Annotated in this window: 15 protein-coding genes and 1 tRNA gene; 5 read left to right on the top strand and 11 right to left on the bottom strand. The window is 49.6% G+C overall.

Features of this window, described 5'->3' with window-relative positions; genetic code table 11:
- Positions 1-34 precede the first annotated feature (34 nt).
- From HER31_RS05410 to psrA, 10 genes are all read right to left on the bottom strand, one after another.
- Positions 35-110, bottom strand: a tRNA-Lys gene (locus tag HER31_RS05410).
- A 174-nt stretch (positions 111-284) separates the two neighbouring features.
- On the bottom strand, positions 285-1,031 hold the full coding sequence (gene ybgF, locus HER31_RS05405; RefSeq protein WP_168659612.1) for a tol-pal system protein YbgF: 747 nt from the start codon (positions 1,029-1,031) through the stop codon (positions 285-287).
- 15 nt (positions 1,032-1,046) lie between these two features.
- Positions 1,047-1,589, bottom strand: a complete 543-nt coding sequence (pal, locus tag HER31_RS05400; protein WP_168659611.1) for a peptidoglycan-associated lipoprotein Pal — start codon at positions 1,587-1,589, stop codon at positions 1,047-1,049.
- A gap of 32 nt (positions 1,590-1,621) precedes the next feature.
- Positions 1,622-2,965, bottom strand: a complete 1,344-nt coding sequence (tolB, locus tag HER31_RS05395) for a Tol-Pal system beta propeller repeat protein TolB (RefSeq protein ID WP_168659610.1) — start codon at positions 2,963-2,965, stop codon at positions 1,622-1,624.
- A 13-nt stretch (positions 2,966-2,978) separates the two neighbouring features.
- The gene (gene tolA, locus HER31_RS05390) at positions 2,979-3,932 is read right to left on the bottom strand and encodes a cell envelope integrity protein TolA (RefSeq protein WP_168659609.1); all 954 of its coding nucleotides are present in this window, start codon (positions 3,930-3,932) and stop codon (positions 2,979-2,981) included.
- Positions 3,925-4,356, bottom strand: coding sequence for a protein TolR (tolR, locus tag HER31_RS05385; RefSeq protein ID WP_168659608.1), 432 nt, complete (start codon positions 4,354-4,356; stop codon positions 3,925-3,927). Before tolR ends, tolA begins: the two co-directional genes overlap by 8 nt.
- Complete coding sequence (gene tolQ / locus HER31_RS05380; RefSeq protein ID WP_168659607.1) at positions 4,356-5,045, bottom strand: protein TolQ; 690 nt, start codon at positions 5,043-5,045, stop codon at positions 4,356-4,358. Before tolQ ends, tolR begins: the two co-directional genes overlap by 1 nt.
- A complete protein-coding gene (ybgC, locus tag HER31_RS05375) occupies positions 5,035-5,445 on the bottom strand; it encodes a tol-pal system-associated acyl-CoA thioesterase (RefSeq protein WP_202983610.1) in 411 nt (136 codons plus the stop codon). Before ybgC ends, tolQ begins: the two co-directional genes overlap by 11 nt.
- A 209-nt stretch (positions 5,446-5,654) precedes the next feature.
- Positions 5,655-7,793: a prolyl oligopeptidase family serine peptidase gene (locus tag HER31_RS05370; RefSeq protein ID WP_168659606.1), complete on the bottom strand. Its 2,139-nt coding sequence runs from the start codon at positions 7,791-7,793 to the stop codon at positions 5,655-5,657.
- Between the two features lie 852 nt (positions 7,794-8,645).
- Positions 8,646-9,314, bottom strand: a complete 669-nt coding sequence (gene psrA, locus HER31_RS05365) for a TetR family transcriptional repressor PsrA (RefSeq protein ID WP_168659605.1) — start codon at positions 9,312-9,314, stop codon at positions 8,646-8,648.
- A gap of 297 nt (positions 9,315-9,611) precedes the next feature.
- Here psrA and HER31_RS05360 point away from each other — a divergent pair, with 297 nt between their 5' ends.
- Positions 9,612-11,402 carry a M2 family metallopeptidase gene (locus HER31_RS05360; protein ID WP_420811017.1) on the top strand — a complete coding sequence of 597 codons (1,791 nt, stop codon included), beginning with the start codon at positions 9,612-9,614 and terminating at the stop codon, positions 11,400-11,402.
- A 95-nt stretch (positions 11,403-11,497) separates the two neighbouring features.
- A complete protein-coding gene (locus HER31_RS05355) occupies positions 11,498-12,304 on the top strand; it encodes a ribosomal protein S12 methylthiotransferase (RefSeq protein ID WP_168659604.1) in 807 nt (268 codons plus the stop codon).
- Positions 12,305-12,307: 3 nt separating this feature from the next.
- Here HER31_RS05355 and HER31_RS05350 read toward each other — a convergent pair whose 3' ends face one another.
- Positions 12,308-13,021, bottom strand: coding sequence for a TetR/AcrR family transcriptional regulator (locus HER31_RS05350; RefSeq protein WP_168659603.1), 714 nt, complete (start codon positions 13,019-13,021; stop codon positions 12,308-12,310).
- Between the two features lie 169 nt (positions 13,022-13,190).
- On the opposite strand from HER31_RS05350, the gene HER31_RS05345 reads away from it, so the two are divergent.
- Genes HER31_RS05345 through HER31_RS05335 form a run of 3 tightly spaced genes read left to right on the top strand, consistent with a single transcriptional unit; the run spans position 13,191 to position 18,315 of the window.
- Positions 13,191-14,198, top strand: a complete 1,008-nt coding sequence (locus tag HER31_RS05345; RefSeq protein WP_168659602.1) for an efflux RND transporter periplasmic adaptor subunit — start codon at positions 13,191-13,193, stop codon at positions 14,196-14,198.
- Positions 14,198-15,271, top strand: a complete 1,074-nt coding sequence (locus HER31_RS05340) for an efflux RND transporter periplasmic adaptor subunit (protein ID WP_168659601.1) — start codon at positions 14,198-14,200, stop codon at positions 15,269-15,271. The genes HER31_RS05345 and HER31_RS05340 overlap by 1 nt, the downstream gene beginning before the upstream one ends.
- Entirely contained in the window at positions 15,268-18,315 is a 3,048-nt protein-coding gene (locus HER31_RS05335) for an efflux RND transporter permease subunit (RefSeq protein ID WP_168659600.1), read from the top strand. Before HER31_RS05340 ends, HER31_RS05335 begins: the two co-directional genes overlap by 4 nt.
- The last annotated feature ends 548 nt before the right edge of the window (positions 18,316-18,863 follow it).

The raw sequence follows: 18,863 nt of genomic DNA, 5'->3' as shown, positions 1-18,863 counted from the left end.
CTACTCCCGTCTTTGGTAACGAAAGTAAGGAAGATGGTGGGTCGTGAAGGATTCGAACCTTCGACCAATTGGTTAAAAGCCAACTGCTCTACCAACTGAGCTAACGACCCATCTAACTGTCTGCGGTGTCGGCGTTTACGGCCTCCCCTGCTGACGGGCGGCTATAATACCAAGTTCGTTTTGGCTTGCAATAGGAAAATCATATATCCGTGCCGCCTGCCCACAAAAGCGCCTAAATGAACAAAAAACAAAAACAATCTGCCCAAAGAAGCGCTAACTGACTTTTACTTAATGTGTTTCTGCGCCATTTTAGCTGCGCTACTACCTGGGTATTGTTCAATCAATTTTGAAAAATAGCCGTTGGCAGCCGTTCGATCGCCCTGCCGATCCGCAATAAGTCCTTGCTTCAACATCGAATCAGCCCGTTTTCCTGAATTTGGAAACTGATTAGCAACGCTAGCAAACATCTTAGCGGCTTCCGCCATCTCACCTTTGTTATATAACAGCTGTCCGAGCCAATAATAGGCATTAGGTGTGTAGTTCGACTTTGGATATTGCTTGATAAAGTCACGGAACGCTGGAATAGCATCATCGAAGCGACGCTCTTTGGTCGCTAGGTTTAATGCTGCGGTGTAACTGTCCGCTTCAGACAACGACACCGTAGTGGTCGATGCTGAGGTTGCCGACGCTTGAGTAGCAACAGCCTTAGCAGGTGTACTCTTTACTTTAGCCAGTTGCTGATAAAGCTGACGTTGACGCTCCAGCATCTGTTCAATCTGGTAGCTTTGCGTTTCAGTGATACCACGCAACTCGCCAATTTCTCGCTGCATCTGATCAACCATCTGCTCTAAACGCAGTTGAGATTGGCCATTGCTACGCAGCAGTTGTTCAAGCCGAGCAACTCGACTATTAAGATCACCAGCAGCAACTGCTGATGTGGCTCCATTAGACACCTCGACAACTGGAACAGACGCAGCCATCGACTGCGTCCCCCAGCTGAGCAGTGCCGCAACAATCACGGCTCTTTTCATTAGGCTAGTTTCCGATTAGTACACCAAAACGGCACGACGGTTCTTGGCATGAGCGGCATCGGTTGCGGCGCTATCCAACAGTTTCTCTTCGCCATAAGGAACTACTTCCATCTGGCTGGAAAGCACACCGAGGCTCTGCAAGTAACGTTGTACCGCTTTACCACGACGCTCCGACAGAGCGATGTTGTATTCTGGCGTACCACGCTCGTCAGCATGGCCTTCAACAATCACCCGAGTCGATTGGTTCTCAACCAAGAACGCTGCATGGGCTTCCAACATCTGCGCGAACTCAGGGCGGATATCACTGCGATCGTAATCGAAGTAAAGGATATGCTCTTGACGAAGTTCAGCGTATTTTTCACGTTGAATCTCTTCTGGAGTCATTGGTGCATTGATGCCACCCAACTCTGGCCCAGAACCATTCACACCGCCATTGCCCGCAGATTCATTGATTGCGGTTTCTGATTCAGCATCAACGCCTGAGGTTGAGCTACATGCGGTCATTGCCAATGCAGGGATAACAATCAACATTCCCTTCAAGATTTGGTTAAGTTTCATCTCTATGAATCCTTTTATATTTTTACTAAAAATTATAAGAACGGTGACCATGCGGGTGCTTTAACGTGCCCGACTTGCATCGGTAACCGTGCTTTGAATCGTCCGTCCATTGAAACTGCCGCCAACACTTGGCGACCGTTATGACTGGTGCCATAAATGATCATGCTGCCGTTTGGTGCCACACTTGGAGATTCATCCAAATAGGTTTCCGTCAGTACATCGATCTGGCCACTGCTTAGATCCATTCGAGCAATGTTATATTTGCCGTTGGTGCGGTTGACCATCACCAAGTTACGGCCATCAGGCGTAATCGAACCGCCTAAATTCCATTCCCCTTTAAAGGTGATTCGCTTGACCTTACCGGTCGCTGGGTAGACCCGATAGATCTGCGGTCGACCGCCACGCTCACTGGTAAATACCAATGACTGGCCATCTGGGGCCCAAGATGGCTCGGTATCGATGGAGTAATGGTTGGTTACTCGCTTCAAATCTCTAGTGGCCAAATCCAAGATATAGATCTCAGTGCTGCCATCTTTCGACAGCGTTACTGCCAGCGACTTGCCGTCTGGTGACCATTGCGGTGAGCCATTAATGCCTGGGAACGAGGTTACCCGCTCGCGTTGGCGGCTATAAAGATCCTGTACGTAGATTTCGGAGCGACGATTTTCAAAGGAAACATAAGCTAACTTTCGGCCGTCCGGTGACCAAGATGGCGACATCAGCGGTTCACTGGAGCCAAGCAACATAATTTCGTTATAACCATCGTAATCAGCAACCCGCAATTGATAGCGGTTCTTGCTACCTGCATCCGCCACCGTGACGTAGGCAATCTTGGTTAAGAATGCCCCTTTATTACCGGTAAGCGCTTCATAAACAATGTCGGAAATACGGTGGCCAAAGCGACGAAACTGCGCCGCAGGGATCACCGTCTTGCGGCTTTCCAGAATGTGAGCCTTAGTTAGCTCAGGTCCCGCAGTCGTTTCTTGTTTTGCTTGAGCACGCAATAGATCCACTAAATCAAACGCAACTTCAAACTGATCAGGGCCAATTTCAGTAATGGTGCCTACTACCGCAGCTTCCGCTCCGGTTGCAACCCAATCATCAAGGGTCATCTGATCTTCACTGCCGACCCCGGTTTGTGGCAGTTCTGACAGCGGCAGCGGGTTAAAGGATCCACTGCGGTGCAGATCAGAGCTAACCACATCACCCACTTGGCTTGGCAGTGGCGAGGTGCCTTGATATACAAAAGGGACAACTGCAACCGGACGTGCGGCATTTACCCCTTCGGTAATGACGATATCCAAAGCGGCCCACGCAGAGCTAGTGCTAACGGCTGCCCACAGCGCAAATGCAGCTGTTACTAAGGGGTTTCGCATAGTTATCATATCCTTACTGTTCTAGCGCGATGCGCAAGTTAATCTCTTTCATCTGTTCGTATACATCCGCTTCTGGCGATACTGGCAGGTTACCAGCGGCGCGAATGGCGGCTTCTGTGGCACGGCAAAGATTAGCGTCTCCACCTAATACCTTCGAGCTAAACACAAACCCATCAGGGGCCAAGCTCAGTCGCACCTGACACTCTTTACCAATGGTGTTTGGATCTGAGCGTAGGTTTCGCTTAATCGCTTGCCGTATCAAGATGGAATAACGCTGTACTTCCGTTAACACCTGCTGCTGCCGCGCCTGATTCAGCTCAGTTTGCTCAGCGGCCATCTGCGCCGCCAGTTCCGCTTCCGCCGCCAGGCGCGCGGCCTCTTTGGCTTTGCGCGCTGCTTCCTCTTCAGCTTTACGTTTACGCTCCGCAGCGGCGGCTTGCTCTTTGGCCTTACGATCGGCTTCCTGTTTGCGCGCTAGCGCTTCGGCATCTTTGCGTTTTTGCTCTGCGGCTTTTTGCGCTTGTTCCTCTTTACGTCGCTGCTCTGCCGCTTGCTTCGCTTTCTTCTCTTCGGCGTCCTTTTTCAACTTGGCTTGCTTAGCTGCTTCTTCAGCCTTCTTAACCTCAGCTTGTTGCCGCTTCTTCTTTTGCTCCAGCTGCTTTAAGTTCTCTTGCTCAGCTTTATTTTTGCGTTTTGCTTCCGCCAATTGACGCTCAAGTTCCTGCTGACGCTTGTTCTCCGCAGCTCGCTGAGCTTGTTCCTGCTTTTTAATCCGTTCTACCTGAGCTTGCACTTTGGCTTGATCTACCATGGTCGCTTTAACGATTGGCGCTGCCGTTGCTGAGCTTGGTTGTGGCTTTGGCTGATGGGAGAAATCAACACTGAACATCAACAGCGCCACCACACCGATGTGCAGGAAGATGGCTCCAGTAATTGGCAGACCAAGCGCGGCTTTATCTTTATTCATCGCCTGGCTCCGTCATTAACCCAACCGATGGCACACCAGCACTTTGCAACGACACCATCAACTGAATGATCTGATCGTAAGCAACCTGGCGGTCACCATTAACAACAACTGGTCGATCTGGGTGTACTTGCAATTCAGCGGCCACCAACGCTGCCAATTCGTCTAGCTGCAACGGCATGCCTTCGTCGACAGAGCCATTGTCCAGAAAGTACTCCCCCTCAAGAGTGACCGAAGCAACTAGTGGCGGCTTGCTATCAGTGGACATCGGTTCAGCTTCCGCTTGCGGAAGATCGACACTCACGCCTTGGGTAATGGCAGTAGCGGTAGCCATAAAGATGATCAGCAGTACCAACATCACGTCGATGTAGGGCACCACGTTAATTTCGGCGACCTTACGGCGCCGTTTCCGTGGCTGATACTGCATTACTGGGCGCGCTCCGTTTTGCTATGGGCTTGGCGGTGCAGAATCGCTGAGAATTCATCCATAAAGTTAGCGTAGCTGTTTTCCAGCTTTTCTACCTTAGTGCTCAAACGGTTATAAAAGATCACCGCTGGGATCGCGGCAAACAAACCCATAGCCGTTGCAATCAATGCTTCAGCAATACCAGGGGCAACCATGGTGAGGGTGGCATTCTTAACCTCACCTAACGCAATAAATGAGTTCATGATCCCCCATACGGTACCAAACAGGCCGATGTATGGGCTGGTCGAACCGACGGTTGCTAGCAGAGGTAGATTCATTTCGAGTTTGTCGACTTCGCGGCTAAGCGCCACTCGCATCGCTCGGTAACTGCCGTCCATTACGGCATCAGCGTGGGTCGCACTTTTGCTCAGACGGATATATTCCCGAAAGCCATTAGTAAACATCAGCTCCATACCGCTGTTACGTTCGCCACGAGCAGACAACTCTTTATATAACTGGTTAAGATCAACCCCAGACCAGAACCGGTCTTCAAATCGTTTGGCAATCAATTCGGCGTGTTTTAGCACCCGCTGACGCTGGAAAATTACCGCCCAGGCGGCAATCGACAACGCTAACAGCAGCAACATCACCAGCTTTACCAGCACACTGGCTTGCAAAAATAATCCAATAAACGAGATTTCAGCGTGCACGCATTAACTCCTTGCGAATGGGTTGGGGGATCCGGCATGGCCGAAAATGTTGGCAATCAACGCAAACTACCGTTACTACCGTTTGGCAATACTCGGTGTTAGCGTCATCAATCAGTGTTTGAGTAAATTCGAGGCTTACGCCACGAGCTTGGGTTATCTCAGTTACCACCACTAAGCTTTGATTTAACTTGGCTGGTTTACGATACTTAATCGACAAATCTGCAACCACAAACATCCAACTCTGGCTATTATCGTGGGATTGTTGATAACCCACACTTCGTAGCATTTCAGTCCGTGCGTGTTCGAAAAAGTTCAAATAGCTGCCATGATAAACCACACCGCCGGCATCGGTATCTGAGTAATAGACTCGAATTGGCCAAGAAAAAATTGGATTGCTCACCGATACGCCGCCAGTAAATAGTCAATCCTACTACTATACCCGACCAAGCGCAGTGCTGGGAGGGGCAAACGTGGTTGATATTGGCCACAAATACGACAATCAATGCCGCTCCGGTGCATTTTTGATCCAAGCCCAAATAAAAATACGCCACCTTTTCTAAAAGCAAAATTAGTGGCGCATATAAACTGCCAGCGAGTTAACGCTAAGCGTTAGATTTTACTTGGTAAATCTTTCTCGAAGTTGGTCATTAAGAAGGCAAAAATGTCGCGATATTCGGCAATTTTCATGGCGGTCGGCTTACCAGCTCCGTGGCCAGCGTTATGCTCAATTCGGGCAATTACTGGCGCATCACCACGCTGTAACTGTTGCATCATGGCGGTGAACTTAAAGCTATGACTTGGCACCACTCGGTCATCATGATCGGCGGTCATCACCATTGTCGCCGGATAATCTTGAACCTTAAGATTGTGGTATGGCGAGTACTTATAGAGATATTCAAACTGCTTCGCTGAATCGGCACTGCCGTATTCCGATACCCATGCCCAGCCGATGGTGAATTTATGGAAACGGAGCATATCGAGCACCCCTACTGCCGGTAATACCGCAGCAAATAGATCGGGCCGTTGAGTCAGGGCGGCGCCCATCAATAAACCGCCATTGGAACGACCATAAGCACCGAGCGAGGTCGAAGTGGTGTAACCCTGATCAATCAAGTACTCTGCCGCAGCATAGTAATCATCAAACACATTTTGTTTGTGCTCCAGCATCCCAGCTTGATGCCACTCTTCGCCATACTCAGAGCCACCACGAATGTTTGGCACCGCATAAACACCGCCCAGATCCATCCAGGCAATGTTCGCCGGTGAAAAACGAGGGGTAATATTGATGTTAAAGCCGCCGTAGGCATACAGCAGCGTTGGGTTGCTGCCGTCCTTCTTTAAGCCTTTCTTGTAGGAGATCAACATCGGTACTCGGGTACCGTCTTTGCTGCTATAAAACACCTGTTCGGTTTGATAGTCACCTGGATTAAAAGCGACCTCTGGCAAGTTGTATGTTTGAATACCTTTGCCGTCGAAATCATAGCGGTACACGCCAGTAGGATGGATGTAACTATTAAACTCAAAGAATAGCGAGCTCGAGTTGCGCTTTCCCTTTAAGTGACGAACGCGACCCGCTGCCGGTAATTGCAAATGCGTTTCCAAAGTACCGTCAAGACGGTAGACATTCATGTCCGCCAGCACATCTTTTAAACTCACCAACACCAAGCGTTCGTTAACCAGTGCCATGTCGGAGATTGGTTGTTGAGTCTCAGCGATTACCTCGTCCCAATTGGCTTTTGCTGGGGCGTTCGGATCAATTGCGACGATCCGGCCCTTAGGCGCTTGGTAATCGGTAAAAAACAGCAAACGATCGTCGCGTTCGCCCAAATAATCATAGGCAGCCTCAAGCTCAGGCAACAACGGCGATACCTTTAAGGTCGTTAGATCCTGAATGAATACCCGACGGCGCGGATCTGTGCCTTGTGAAGCATAAATAATAAGCTGATTACCGCTTTCTGTCAGATCGACACTGAAGCCCCATTCCTTCTGATCTGGACGTTGGTACACCAAACGATCTTGTTGTTGGCTTTGCCCCAAGGTATGGAAATAGAGCTTCTGGTCATAGTTGACCTGCTCCATCTTATTGCCATCTTTAGGCTCATCATAACGAGCATACCAAACGCCACTGCCATCCTTAGCCCAAGTAGCGCCAGTAAACTTAAGCCATTTAAGCTTATCACCACGGGATTGACCGCTATCAATATCGATAAATTGCCACGTTTGCCAGTCAGAGCCTGAAACCGAAGTGCCGTAGGCAAGAGTTTTGCCATCAGGACTCACTGAAACATCAGTCAGGGCAATGGTGCCGTCACTAGAGAACGTATTGGGATCAATCACCACTTGGGCTTGCGCGCCCTCGCTGGCCTTCATATATAAAACGTTCTGGCTTTGCAGACCGTTATTGGCGAAAAAGAACTCGCGACCATTATGAAAAAACGGCGCTTGGCTACTGGCGTAATCCCACAGTTCAGAGATCCGTTGCTCAACAACATCGCGATTGGGGATCTGGGCGAGATAATTATCACCGTATTGTCGCTGTGCGTTAACCCATTGGTTGGTCTTGGCACTATCGAGCTGCTCCAAGTACCGGTAGGGATCGGTAACGGCCACTCCATGGAGTTGTTCAACCAGAGGCTCTTGCTGAGAAACCGGGGGATGCAACTCATACTGAGTTACATTTGCGCTTTGTTGGCAGGCACACAGCAACGAAACCGTCACCGCCGCAATAGAGGCTTTTATGATATTCATCCACTTCTCCCTATGGATTATTATTTTTCGACACAATGCTATTAAACAGTGCACAAGTGTAGCGATGGCCGGATCAATTACGCAAGGCAAATGACTGCTTATGCATTGCAGCTTCATAACAATTTTTGTATGGATTTATGTATCACTATGTAATTTGCAGATATTGTGTCGAATGCTGTACAGCTTGAGTTAAGCTAGCCAAATGCAACCACTAGCGACAGCAGAAACACCCATCAGTAGATTAGAAAAAGTAATGATTGGTAGGTAGTTTTTCTTGGTTGTTAGGCCGACCGTCCATCCCTACAATGCATTGCATTATCGGAGCACACTGATTCGTCAGACATATCCGACGCGATTGAGATTGAGCACCTTGACTGCGTTCCCTGGTTCTTTGCTTAACTTCCCTTATTAGATTGTTGATTTTATTCAATCTCGCCCGCTGATGATTATCGGCGGGCTTTTTTTTGGCTGTGTCACAGTAAAATGTTGAGGTTTATATCAAGCCTTCGGCTCTACCGATAGCAGTACTCTTAAGCGGGGTATGTCGCGGTGGCAACAGCACATTCTGGTTTGCATCAGCGGCGAGCTTCGCCACCGTTGGAATCCCCCCCTTGCCTTAGGTCGCAGTCCTAAACGCTTCGCTGAACTGCTCCAATGCGGCAAAAGAGCGACGGCGGTAGTACTTTATCTTTGTATCAACACTCGCTTAAGCTCTGCTTTAACAGCATTGGAGAGGACAACACTTAGTTGGTTAGCCGCAACTTTTACCACAATTTCAGTAACTTGCACCAAAAACAACAAAGCACTGCCATCGGGCAGTGCTTTGGTTAGCGCGCTTAGCTGTTATTTAGTTCAATTGCCAAATACCGCTTCCGGCTGAGCCGCAAATTGTGGCATCGGCGCCGCGACGCCAGCGGCAAGGTATGGAATAATTCTTCGCAATACTGATTCAACATCATTCGATTGGTCGTAATCGGCTTGGGCGATGTCCGCTAATGCATCAAACGAACTCATAGTGAATACCAGTGTTCCCAAGGTAAAGTGCAATCGCCAGAACACTTCGACCGGTGATACGTGCGGTGCCGCCCTATGAACCAGCGTCGACATATACGACAACACATCACCATGGTGCGTGGTGACAAACCAGCGTAAGTGGCCTTGGCTCTCAATATAGCCTCGCCCTAGCAGCTGCAAAAAGATGGCGGTGCCGTTTTGCCGCACCTGATTGACCGACATCAGCGGTGTCACCATCGCTTCAAACACATCTTGCAGTTCAAGCGTTGGACGCTTGGCCAATGCTTCAAGTTCTTTATGCATCGCCGGCATAGAGTGATCGAGATAGCGTGCGAGCACCGCTTGAATCAACTCCTTTTTCGAGCCGAAGTGATAGTTTACCGAAGCTAAATTGACCTCTGCTTTACTCGTAATCAAACGCAATGACGTTTCTGAAAAGCCGCGTTCAGCAAACAAACGTTCCGCTGCATTCAAGATTCTATCTTTGGTAGTCAGTCTATTAGCCATGGCTCTAATTCCGCGCAGAAGTAATTAAACGTTTGTTTAAAATAAGCGGGGCGCTTTCTGTTGTCAAAGTAATGACCGTCACATCAACGTTATTTATTCATATTCAGCGATATCTATCGAATAAATGAATGGCAGCCAACCGTTATCACCAGTGAGTCGTTCCCACTCCCGCCGATATTTGTGTTATCGGTAGTGACTTCGATACGATATTTCAGCTGACTCGCGTTGAACAAAAATAGGGAAATCACTGTGCATCAACATCTCAAATGGATTTTTAGCGCAACCTGCCTCGCAGTCTTGCCAGGCTGTGCCCCTGCAGAACAAACCGCACATGCAGCCGTGGCAGAAATTCAACCACTAGCTATCGATCCAAAACGATTCATAGAAAATGCCGAAAAGGATATGGAACACAGCAGTGAGATAGCCGGTCGCGCCAAATGGATCTACGCTAACTTTATTACTGAAGATACCGCGGCACTGGTTAGTGAAGCGGGCCGGATCTACACCGAAAAGGCAGTACGATATGCCTCCGACGCTGCAGCCTTAGACAACAGTAAACTTAGTACGGTTGAGCAGCGTAAACTCGAAATGCTCAAACGAGCAATAACCCTACCCTCTCCAGCGGATCCGAGTAAAAGTCAGCGTCTGGCCAACCTTGGCACCGAACTTAACGGGCTCTACGGCAAAGGTCGCTTCTGTTTAAGCCAAGACAACTGCCTAAGCCAACCACAACTGTCATCGATTATGGCCAACAGTCGCGACCCTGAGCAGCTAAAACAGGTGTGGCAGGGGTGGCGAGAGATAGCCAAACCGATGCGGGCGCTCTTTACCGAGCAGGTACAACTTGCCAATGAAGGGGCTCTGGCACTGGGATATAACGACGTCGGCGAGTTGTGGCGAAGTAAATACGACATGCCGGCGCAGCAATTCCCGCAACAACTAGATGCCCTCTGGGAAGAGGTAAAGCCACTGTATGAATCATTGCACTGCTATGTTCGTGGTGAACTCAACCAGAATTATGGTGACAACGTGGTGCCACCACGCTCGCCAATTCCTGCCCACCTACTGGGCAACATGTGGGCACAGCAATGGGGGGCTATCTACCCTATCGTTGCCCCTAAAGAGACTCCCGGAGCGGATTACGATCTCACCGAACTGCTGAATGCAAACGGCTATGATGAGATCACCATGGTGCAGCAAGCCGAACGCTTCTTTACCTCGATGGGGTTCGAGCCACTGCCGCAAACATTCTGGCAACGGTCGTTATTCGTAGAACCGCAAGATAGACACGTAGTTTGTCACGCCTCCGCCTGGGATCTGGACAACAAAGACGACATTCGCATTAAGATGTGCATTCGTAAAAATGGTGAAGATTTTAACGTTATCCATCATGAACTCGGGCATAACATCTATCAGCGCGCTTACAAAGATCAACCGTTCCTATTTAAAGGCAGCGCTAACGACGGCTTCCATGAAGCGATCGGCGACGTTATCTCACTGTCACTGGGTCCCAATTACCTTAAGCAAATCGGCCTGATTGATAAACAACCCAGTGCAGAAGCCGATATAGGCTTACTGTTGCGCCAAGCATTAGATAAGGTGGCGTTCCTGCCGTTCGGTTTGATGATCGACCAATGGCGTTGGCAGGTGTTCTCCGGCGAGATCACTCCAGAAAACTACAATCAATCATGGTGGCAACTGCGGCAACATTACCAAGGAGTGATGGCGCCCGTTGCACGTACTGAAGCGGATTTCGATCCCGGTGCAAAGTACCATATTCCCGCCAGCGTTCCCTACAGCCGCTATTTCTTAGCGCACATTCTTCAGTTCCAGTTTTTTCAGGCGTTGTGCAAAGAGGCCGGTTATGAAGGGCCTATCCATCGTTGCTCCATCTATAACAGCAAGAAGGCCGGCGCTAAGCTAAATAACATGCTGGAGATGGGCTTGAGTGAACCTTGGCCAAAAGCCTTGGCTAGCATCACTGGCAACGAACAGATGAGTGGCCAAGCGCTGCTCAACTATTTTGCGCCACTACAACAGTGGCTAGACCTGCAAAACGAAGCCGCTGATCGTCAATGTGGCTGGTAACTAACGATATTTAGTTCAGGAGCGCATTGCGTTCCTTGTTTTTGCCCGCTGAATGCTACACTCCGGTTTATTAGACCACAGTCAATGGGATCACAATGACCTTACCCTCGCACATTGCGCAGTTACCATTAGCGGATAACCATAATCATTATTTCAGTATCGCCAATTTGGTTGAGCAAGCTACCCATTTAGCCCAGCAAGGTTCGGTTGAGATCCATCTGATTGATAACAACGGCAGTGGCTATAACGATAACCAACAACATCAACAAACGGCGCTATTCAGTTTATGCCAACAGTTAGCTCAACTCGGAGTGTGGATCCGCTTACCACTCTGTTTGCCGAGTACCGAACTCGATGAACTATTACCACTGCTCGTAACTGGGCAAGTGCTGCCGTACTTTGAGCTGAATTACATCCATGCCAGCCCAGAGCTGTTACCGCAGCATCATCCAAGCATCGATATCAATACGCTCGACCAGCTCGACTATTGGCGAGAGCAGTGTCCAGATTTAGTGGTCGTTGGCCATTTAAGCATTGGCGATGACACCCCAGGTCAATTCGAGTTAATGCAAGACTGGTTGGCTGCCGCTCAACTCGACCGAGTCGAAATCGCAACCCGTGGTGAGGCCACCATTGCCAACTTACGTCAGGGGCAACTGCAACAGTTGCAAGAACCCATCAGCGCAAGCAAGAATTACAACCGAGTTGAGGATGAGCTGTTGGTGCTGATTGATGAGATTGGCGAGGATGGTGCTATTGGCCGTTACTTTGGCCAGTCCTACGGTTTGGGTAAAGTGATTGTTGGCGGCGAATACGATGTTAACGTCGGCGATTTTATTTGGGTAGCCATCGAATTCGCAGATCATGAAAATCTATATGGGGTTTTGCTCGAAGACGAGTGAAGCTTAACAAGCTGAGCAACTACGATACTTTATTGGTGGAGTAGCTACCTGACTCAAACTGTTAACCTTAGGTAGCTGTTCCATATCAATATCGAGCATGGCGGCGACCATTCGGCAAACTAAGCGCCAGTGTTGCAATCTAGCTTGTTCCAAATCGCTGGCGTAGGTGTCGCGCATCATCGGTTCCAGTAGCGCTGGCGCCTCGGCGAAGATGCACATCATCCACTTAACTTCACTAGCCAACATCCCCTTTAGGTAACCCTGCTGTTGTACCTTAATCAGCTCCTTTTCGAACAACGCCTCAATCTGCTGCGGTAACTCTCTGAACAGCGCAAAGCGTTCATCATCACCGCGAAAACCATCGGCCATCAGCTTCATCATCTTTGGATCGTTGATGTGCGATGCCTGCAACGTCGTAATCAAGGTGAAGAAGCGTTGATTTGGTGCCAAAGCCGGATCAAGATTGTTTAGAACGAATTCCAGCTCTTGGTAAACGTCATCCAGAATAAACTCACAGATCTTTATCCAAATCTGCAGCTTATTACCAAAATGGTGGCGAATTAACCCATGTGAAACCCCAACTTCATCAGCGATCTCACGAATTGATACGGCATTAAACCCCTTACGACTAAACAGTTCGGCTGCAGCACAGACGATATTATCACGGGTTTGGTTGGCGGATTCAGCGGATTGCCGACCGGATTTTTTCGCTGTCATTTGGCTTCTCTCATCTTCAGGCGGCCGGACTATACCATAAATAAACGCGTGCAATGTTACTATACGTTCGTGTAGCATAACGACTATACAAATGGATAGTAAATTAATTTCTCCCCCGAGTGTAGTTATGATATCGACATTATCAACGTACAAAGTAGTCGCTTTAGCCATGTTAGTGGGCGTCTCAGTTCCAGTCTTGGCTACTGATACCAATACATCAGCTCCACTAATTCAACCAGTCAAAGCACTGCAGATCAGGCAACCAACTACACTGGCGCCGTTTGCTGCTGATATTGAGGCGAGCGAACACGTGCAGATTGCATTTCGCATTGCTGGACAGCTACAGCAAGTATGGGTACGAATGGGTGATGATGTTCTAGAGGGTCAACTATTGGCTGAGTTAGATCCCACTGACTATCAATTGGCGCTGCAAGCTCGCCAAGCTGAGTTTGACCTTGCGGTGATCCGCGCCAAACGCGACCAAAAGCTGTATAGCCAAAACTTAATCAGTGAAGACCAGTTCGACCGCAGTAAGACCGCACAGCTCACCGCCCAAGCTCGACTGCGCCAAGCTAAAGTCGATCTGGACGATACTGTTCTGCGCGCTCCATTTGATGGTTACGTGTCTTACACCATGGCCAAACAAGGCGAAGTAATGCCAGCCAACCAAGCCATTATGACGGTTGAAAATAACAGTCATATCGATGTCCATTTTAACCTACCAGTACCGCACGCCCATTATGGTCAAGAGGCTGGGCTAACCGAAGCCAGCATACGCTTTGGTGGGATGCAGCAGATCTACAAAGCGTCGGCGGTTAAGGAGTACTCCTCAACTCCAGATCCAGACACTAACAGCTACCGCGTAACCTTAACCCTTGATAAGCCTGAAGACATCAACCCATTAACCGGCATGAATGCTTGGGTCGAAGTAGGCCAAAGTGCTGGCCTTAACGAGGTACACCTACCAACTAGTGCACTGTTCAATCGCACTGGCAACAAGGCGAAGGTTTGGAAAATAAACAGCGATAACCGCATTACCGCGGTCGATATTGAAGTCGATGAACACGGCAAACTGCTCGCAGGGCTAAAACACGGTGACCGAGTTGTTGCAACTGGTGTCGATAAGCTCAAGTCACAACAATTGGTTCGTATTTGGGAAAGGGAACGCGGGATCTAATGAACAATAACAATCTTCGCGCAGTAACAGCGATAGTTGCCGCACTTACGTTGAGCGGTTGTGGTAGAGCACCGGACGAAACCGCGCTCCCTATCGCCGCAGTCAACGTCGTTACCGTTGCACAATCACAACAAAAGACCGAACGCTACTTCACCGGTCAGGTAGTGGTTGCCGAGCTAACTAACCTCAGTTTTCGAATCGAAGGTAAGCTGGAGCAACTCGATCTAGTTCAAGGTCAAAAGGTACGCAAAGGGCAACTATTGGCGCAACTTGACGATACCAGTGCACGACAAAACTGGTACGACGCCAACGCGCAACACCAGCTGCTGCAGCGTAACTACAGCCGTAGCGAGCAGCTGTTAAAAAAAGGATTATTAGCACAATCTGAATTCGATGAACTCAGTGCCAACCTACGTTTGGCCAGCGTGAATTTGGGAATCGCAGCGGCGCAGCTTAGCTACACCGAGTTACGTGCACCGTTTGCAGGGGTAATAGACCAGATAAATAAAGAAAACTACGAAACTGCAGCGGCTGGGGAAAGTGTCATCAGTATCTATCGAGACGACCGAACGGATGTCGAGCTGCAGATCTCCGATACGCTTCTGATGGGTACCGGCGGCCTAACCCGCAACGAAGATTATCAACCGATGGTCGAGTCGGACTCGCATCCAGAGCCGTTAGCCATGAATTACCTCGAACACTCATTGCAGATCGACAGCTCCACCGGCGCGTTCCACGCACGGATCAGCACCGATAAGCCAACCAAACTGCTTCCTGGTGAAGCAGTACGGATCCGCATCAACCTCGCCGATGCTGGCTTGCCGGTCATTAACGGCTACCTAGTGCCTTTAAGCGCAGTCCAACCACAAAGCGATAATCACGGTTTTCAAGTTTGGCGAGTTGAAGATGGTGTGGTAGCACCGGTGCCAGTCACTGTTGAAAACATTGGCCAACAAGGGGCGCTGATATCCGGACCAATCACTCCGGGTGAGCAGCTCGTCACTACACGTTTATCGCAACTGCGTCCACAGCAACAGGTTGAAGTCGTATCACAGGAGCACAGCGCTCAATGAACATCGCATCACTATCGATTAATTACCGTGTCATCAGCTGGCTATTCCTTATCCTGTTAGCCATCGGCGGATCCAACTCCTTTTTGAACTTGGGTCGTCTAGAGGACCCGTCATTTACCATTAAAGAAGCGATGGTGATCACCGCTTATCCTGGCGCCACTGCCGAAGAGGTGGAAGAAGAACTAACCTACCCGCTAGAACGCGAGATCCGGCGACTGCCTTACGTGGATTTTATTACGTCCACCTCAGCTCCAGGTCTGTCGCAGATCATGGTGTCAATGAAGATGGAGTACGACGAGCACGAACTGCCACAAATCTGGGATGAACTGCGCCGAAAGATCAACGATCTACAGCCGCAACTCCCTACTGGCAGCGCGCCACCATCAGTGATGGACGATTTCGGTGACGTCTACGGCATGCTCTATATGGTTACCGGTAACGACTACCAATTTGACGACCTAAAACAGTACGTTGATGGCGTTCGCCGAGAACTTGAAATGGTTGAAGGCGTTGGCAAAATCAACATCGAGGGAGATCAACAAGAGCAGGTCTTCATTGAGATGTCGTTAACTCGCTTAGCCGCGCTGAACCTCGATATGAACACCGTAGTGCAGTTGCTTACTGAGCAGAACGCCGTACTCGATGGCGGCCAAATGACCATCGACGGTGAATCACTGCACCTGCGGTTAACCTCTGCCGGTTCGAGCATTGACCCAATTATCCATGGCCGCGATTCCGGCCAATTGGTTCGGCTAAGCGATGTCGCTACCCTCCACCGTGGCTTCCAAGAGGTGCCTACCAACCTACTCCGCTACAACGGCCAACAAGCGCTCAGCCTAGGGATCTCATTCACCAAAGGCGTTAACGTTGTTGATGTCGGCGCCGCGGTCGACAAACGCTTGCAAGAGCTGTTGCAGGATCGCCCGATTGGGATCGAGCTCAACTCGCTCTATCACCAGCCTCAGGAAGTAGAGAAATCCATTAACGGCTTTTTGGTGTCGCTGGCACAGGCTGTTGCCATCGTGGTGATTATCTTGCTGTTCACCATGGGCTTTCGCAGTGGCATCATCATCGGCACGGTATTGCTACTGACCATGCTCGGTACTTTTATCGCCATGGAGTACCAAGGTATTGAGCTGCAACGGATCTCATTAGGTGCATTGATTATTGCCCTGGGGATGCTGGTGGATAACGCCATTGTCGTGGTTGAGGGTATTCTGGTTGGGCTGCAGCGCGGTCGTACTAAACTGCAAGCTTGTGCAGACATTGTCTCGCAAACGCAGTGGCCGCTGCTGGGCGCCACCATCATTGCCATTATCGCTTTTGCTCCCATTGGTCTGTCACCGGATGCTACCGGCGAGTTTATGGGGTCGCTGTTTTATGTTCTGTTGTTCTCGCTGTTCCTTAGCTGGGTAACCGCACTAACGTTGACACCGTTTCTGGCTGAGAAACTGCTCAGGGCGCCAAAGCAAGACGATACAGATAGCGATCCCTATGCGGGCAAACTGTTTGGAGTGGTGCGGGTATTGCTGCGAGTGTGCCTGCGCTTTAAGAAAACCACAGTTATCGCCATGGTACTGATGCTTGCCACCGCATTAGTTGGCTTCGGACAAGTTAAGCAAGCGTTCTTCCCAGCCTCTAACACACCGATGTTCTATCTCGACATGTGGTTACCAGAAGGCAGTGACATCCGCCAGACGGAGAAGGTGCTAAAACAGGTTGAGCATTACGTTCTTGCGCAACCCCAAACCGAATACGTAGCAAGTACCGTTGGCCAAGGACTACCCCGCTTTACCTTGACCTACGCGCCAGAAAAATCTTACAGCTCCTATGCGCAGTTGGCGATTCGTAGCCACGATTTACCGCAGATGATGGAGTTAGCCAAACATTTAGACGCTCAGTTACCGCGCCAGTTTGCCGGTGCTATTTTCCAGATCAAGTTGATGGAGTTTGGCCCCTCGCCAAAATCTAAGATTGAAGCGCGGATCAGTGGTGCTGACCCACAGGTGCTCCGCTCCGTTGCGGCGCAGATTGAAGATATTTTGCGGGACGACTATGGCGCACGCGGTGTTCGTCATGATTGGCGTGAACACACCAAAGAGTTGCATCCAATTGTCGACGAATCGCAAGCACGTCGATTAGGAATAAGCCAAGAGAGTATCGCTAAAACCTTAAAGGTTGCCTTCGATGGCGCTGTGGTTGGTACCTTCCGCGACGGCACCCGCATGTTGCCAATCGTTACCCGTCTGGAACAGCAATATCGCGACGATTACGCCACCTTGGATAACCTTAAAATATGGAGTCCAAGCCTACAACACTACGTACCGCTGCAGCAGGTTGTGCACAAAATTGAGCTGGTATCCGCCGAGGCGCTCATTCAACGTCGAGATCGTAAGCGGATGATCACCGTACTGGCCGATCATAATGTGTTAGGTGAGGAAACCGCCGCGCAGTTACTTGCTCGTATCAAGCCTAAGGTTGAAGCGCTTAAATTACCGATTGGTTACGAACTGGAATGGGGCGGCGAATACGAATCCTCAAACGATGCCCAAAAAATGCTATTTGCCTCGTTGCCAATGGGTTACCTATTCATGTTTATCATTACCGTACTGCTGTTCAACTCATTTAGGAAGCCAGCGGTAATTTGGTTAACGGTACCGTTGTCGCTTATAGGCGTAACCGTCGGCCTATTGGCAACCAACCAGCCGTTTAGCTTTACCGCGTTGTTAGGTTTGTTGAGCTTGAGCGGCATGGTATTAAAAAATGGCATTGTATTGATGGATCAAATCAACTTGGAATTAGCCAACGGCAAGGAGGCTTATCAGGCCGTTGTTGACAGTGCCATTAGTCGTGTACGTCCAGTAACCATGGCAGCCCTAACCACTATTCTTGGTATGATCCCACTGATATTCGATGCCTTTTTCGCATCAATGGCGGTAACCATTATGTTTGGTCTAGGCTTCGCCACCATTCTGACATTGGTGATTGTGCCGGTATTGTACGCGCTGTTCTATCGCGTTAATGCACCAATCCAACAGAGCTAACGTCGTTGAACAAAGTGCCAATGCAAGCAACCGACAAGCTGCTTGAGCTTAGCTGGGCTAACGTAGCTGAATCGACCGAATAAATGGTTGTGTCGTAATTAGCTGTTGAGGTTTATCTCAAACCTCAAGCCTTCAACTGAGGCGATTGTGGTGTTTGAGAGGGGCTATATTGCAGTCGCGACGGCACATTCGTGTATGCATTAGGGGGGTCTCCGCCCTCTTTGGAATCTCCCCTTTGCCTTAGGTCGCAGTCCAAAACGCTTCGTTGGACTGCTCCAATGCGGCAGAAAATCAACGGCGCTAGTGCTTTAGCCCTTGTCTCTGGACGCACCTAGCCGCTGCTTTAACTGTATTGATTAGCACAATACTTAGTTGGTACACCGCCAATAAAAAGCCCGGAGAACCAATGGTTGTCCGGTTTTCTAGCTGGGGGGTGATTCGCTAGTGCGGTTTATATTAACGCTACGACGATAGTAATTAATAGGCGCTAACAGGGTTATGCGCGGTGGCGATACCTCTCAACGGAGTAGCTTTGCTTCTGGCATTGG

Source organism: Ferrimonas lipolytica (genome assembly GCF_012295575.1).
In the GTDB taxonomy this organism is placed as follows: Bacteria; Pseudomonadota; Gammaproteobacteria; order Enterobacterales; family Shewanellaceae; genus Ferrimonas; species Ferrimonas lipolytica.
The sequence above is the reverse complement of the archived record's forward strand: the minus strand, read 5'-3'. Positions and strand labels throughout refer to the sequence as shown.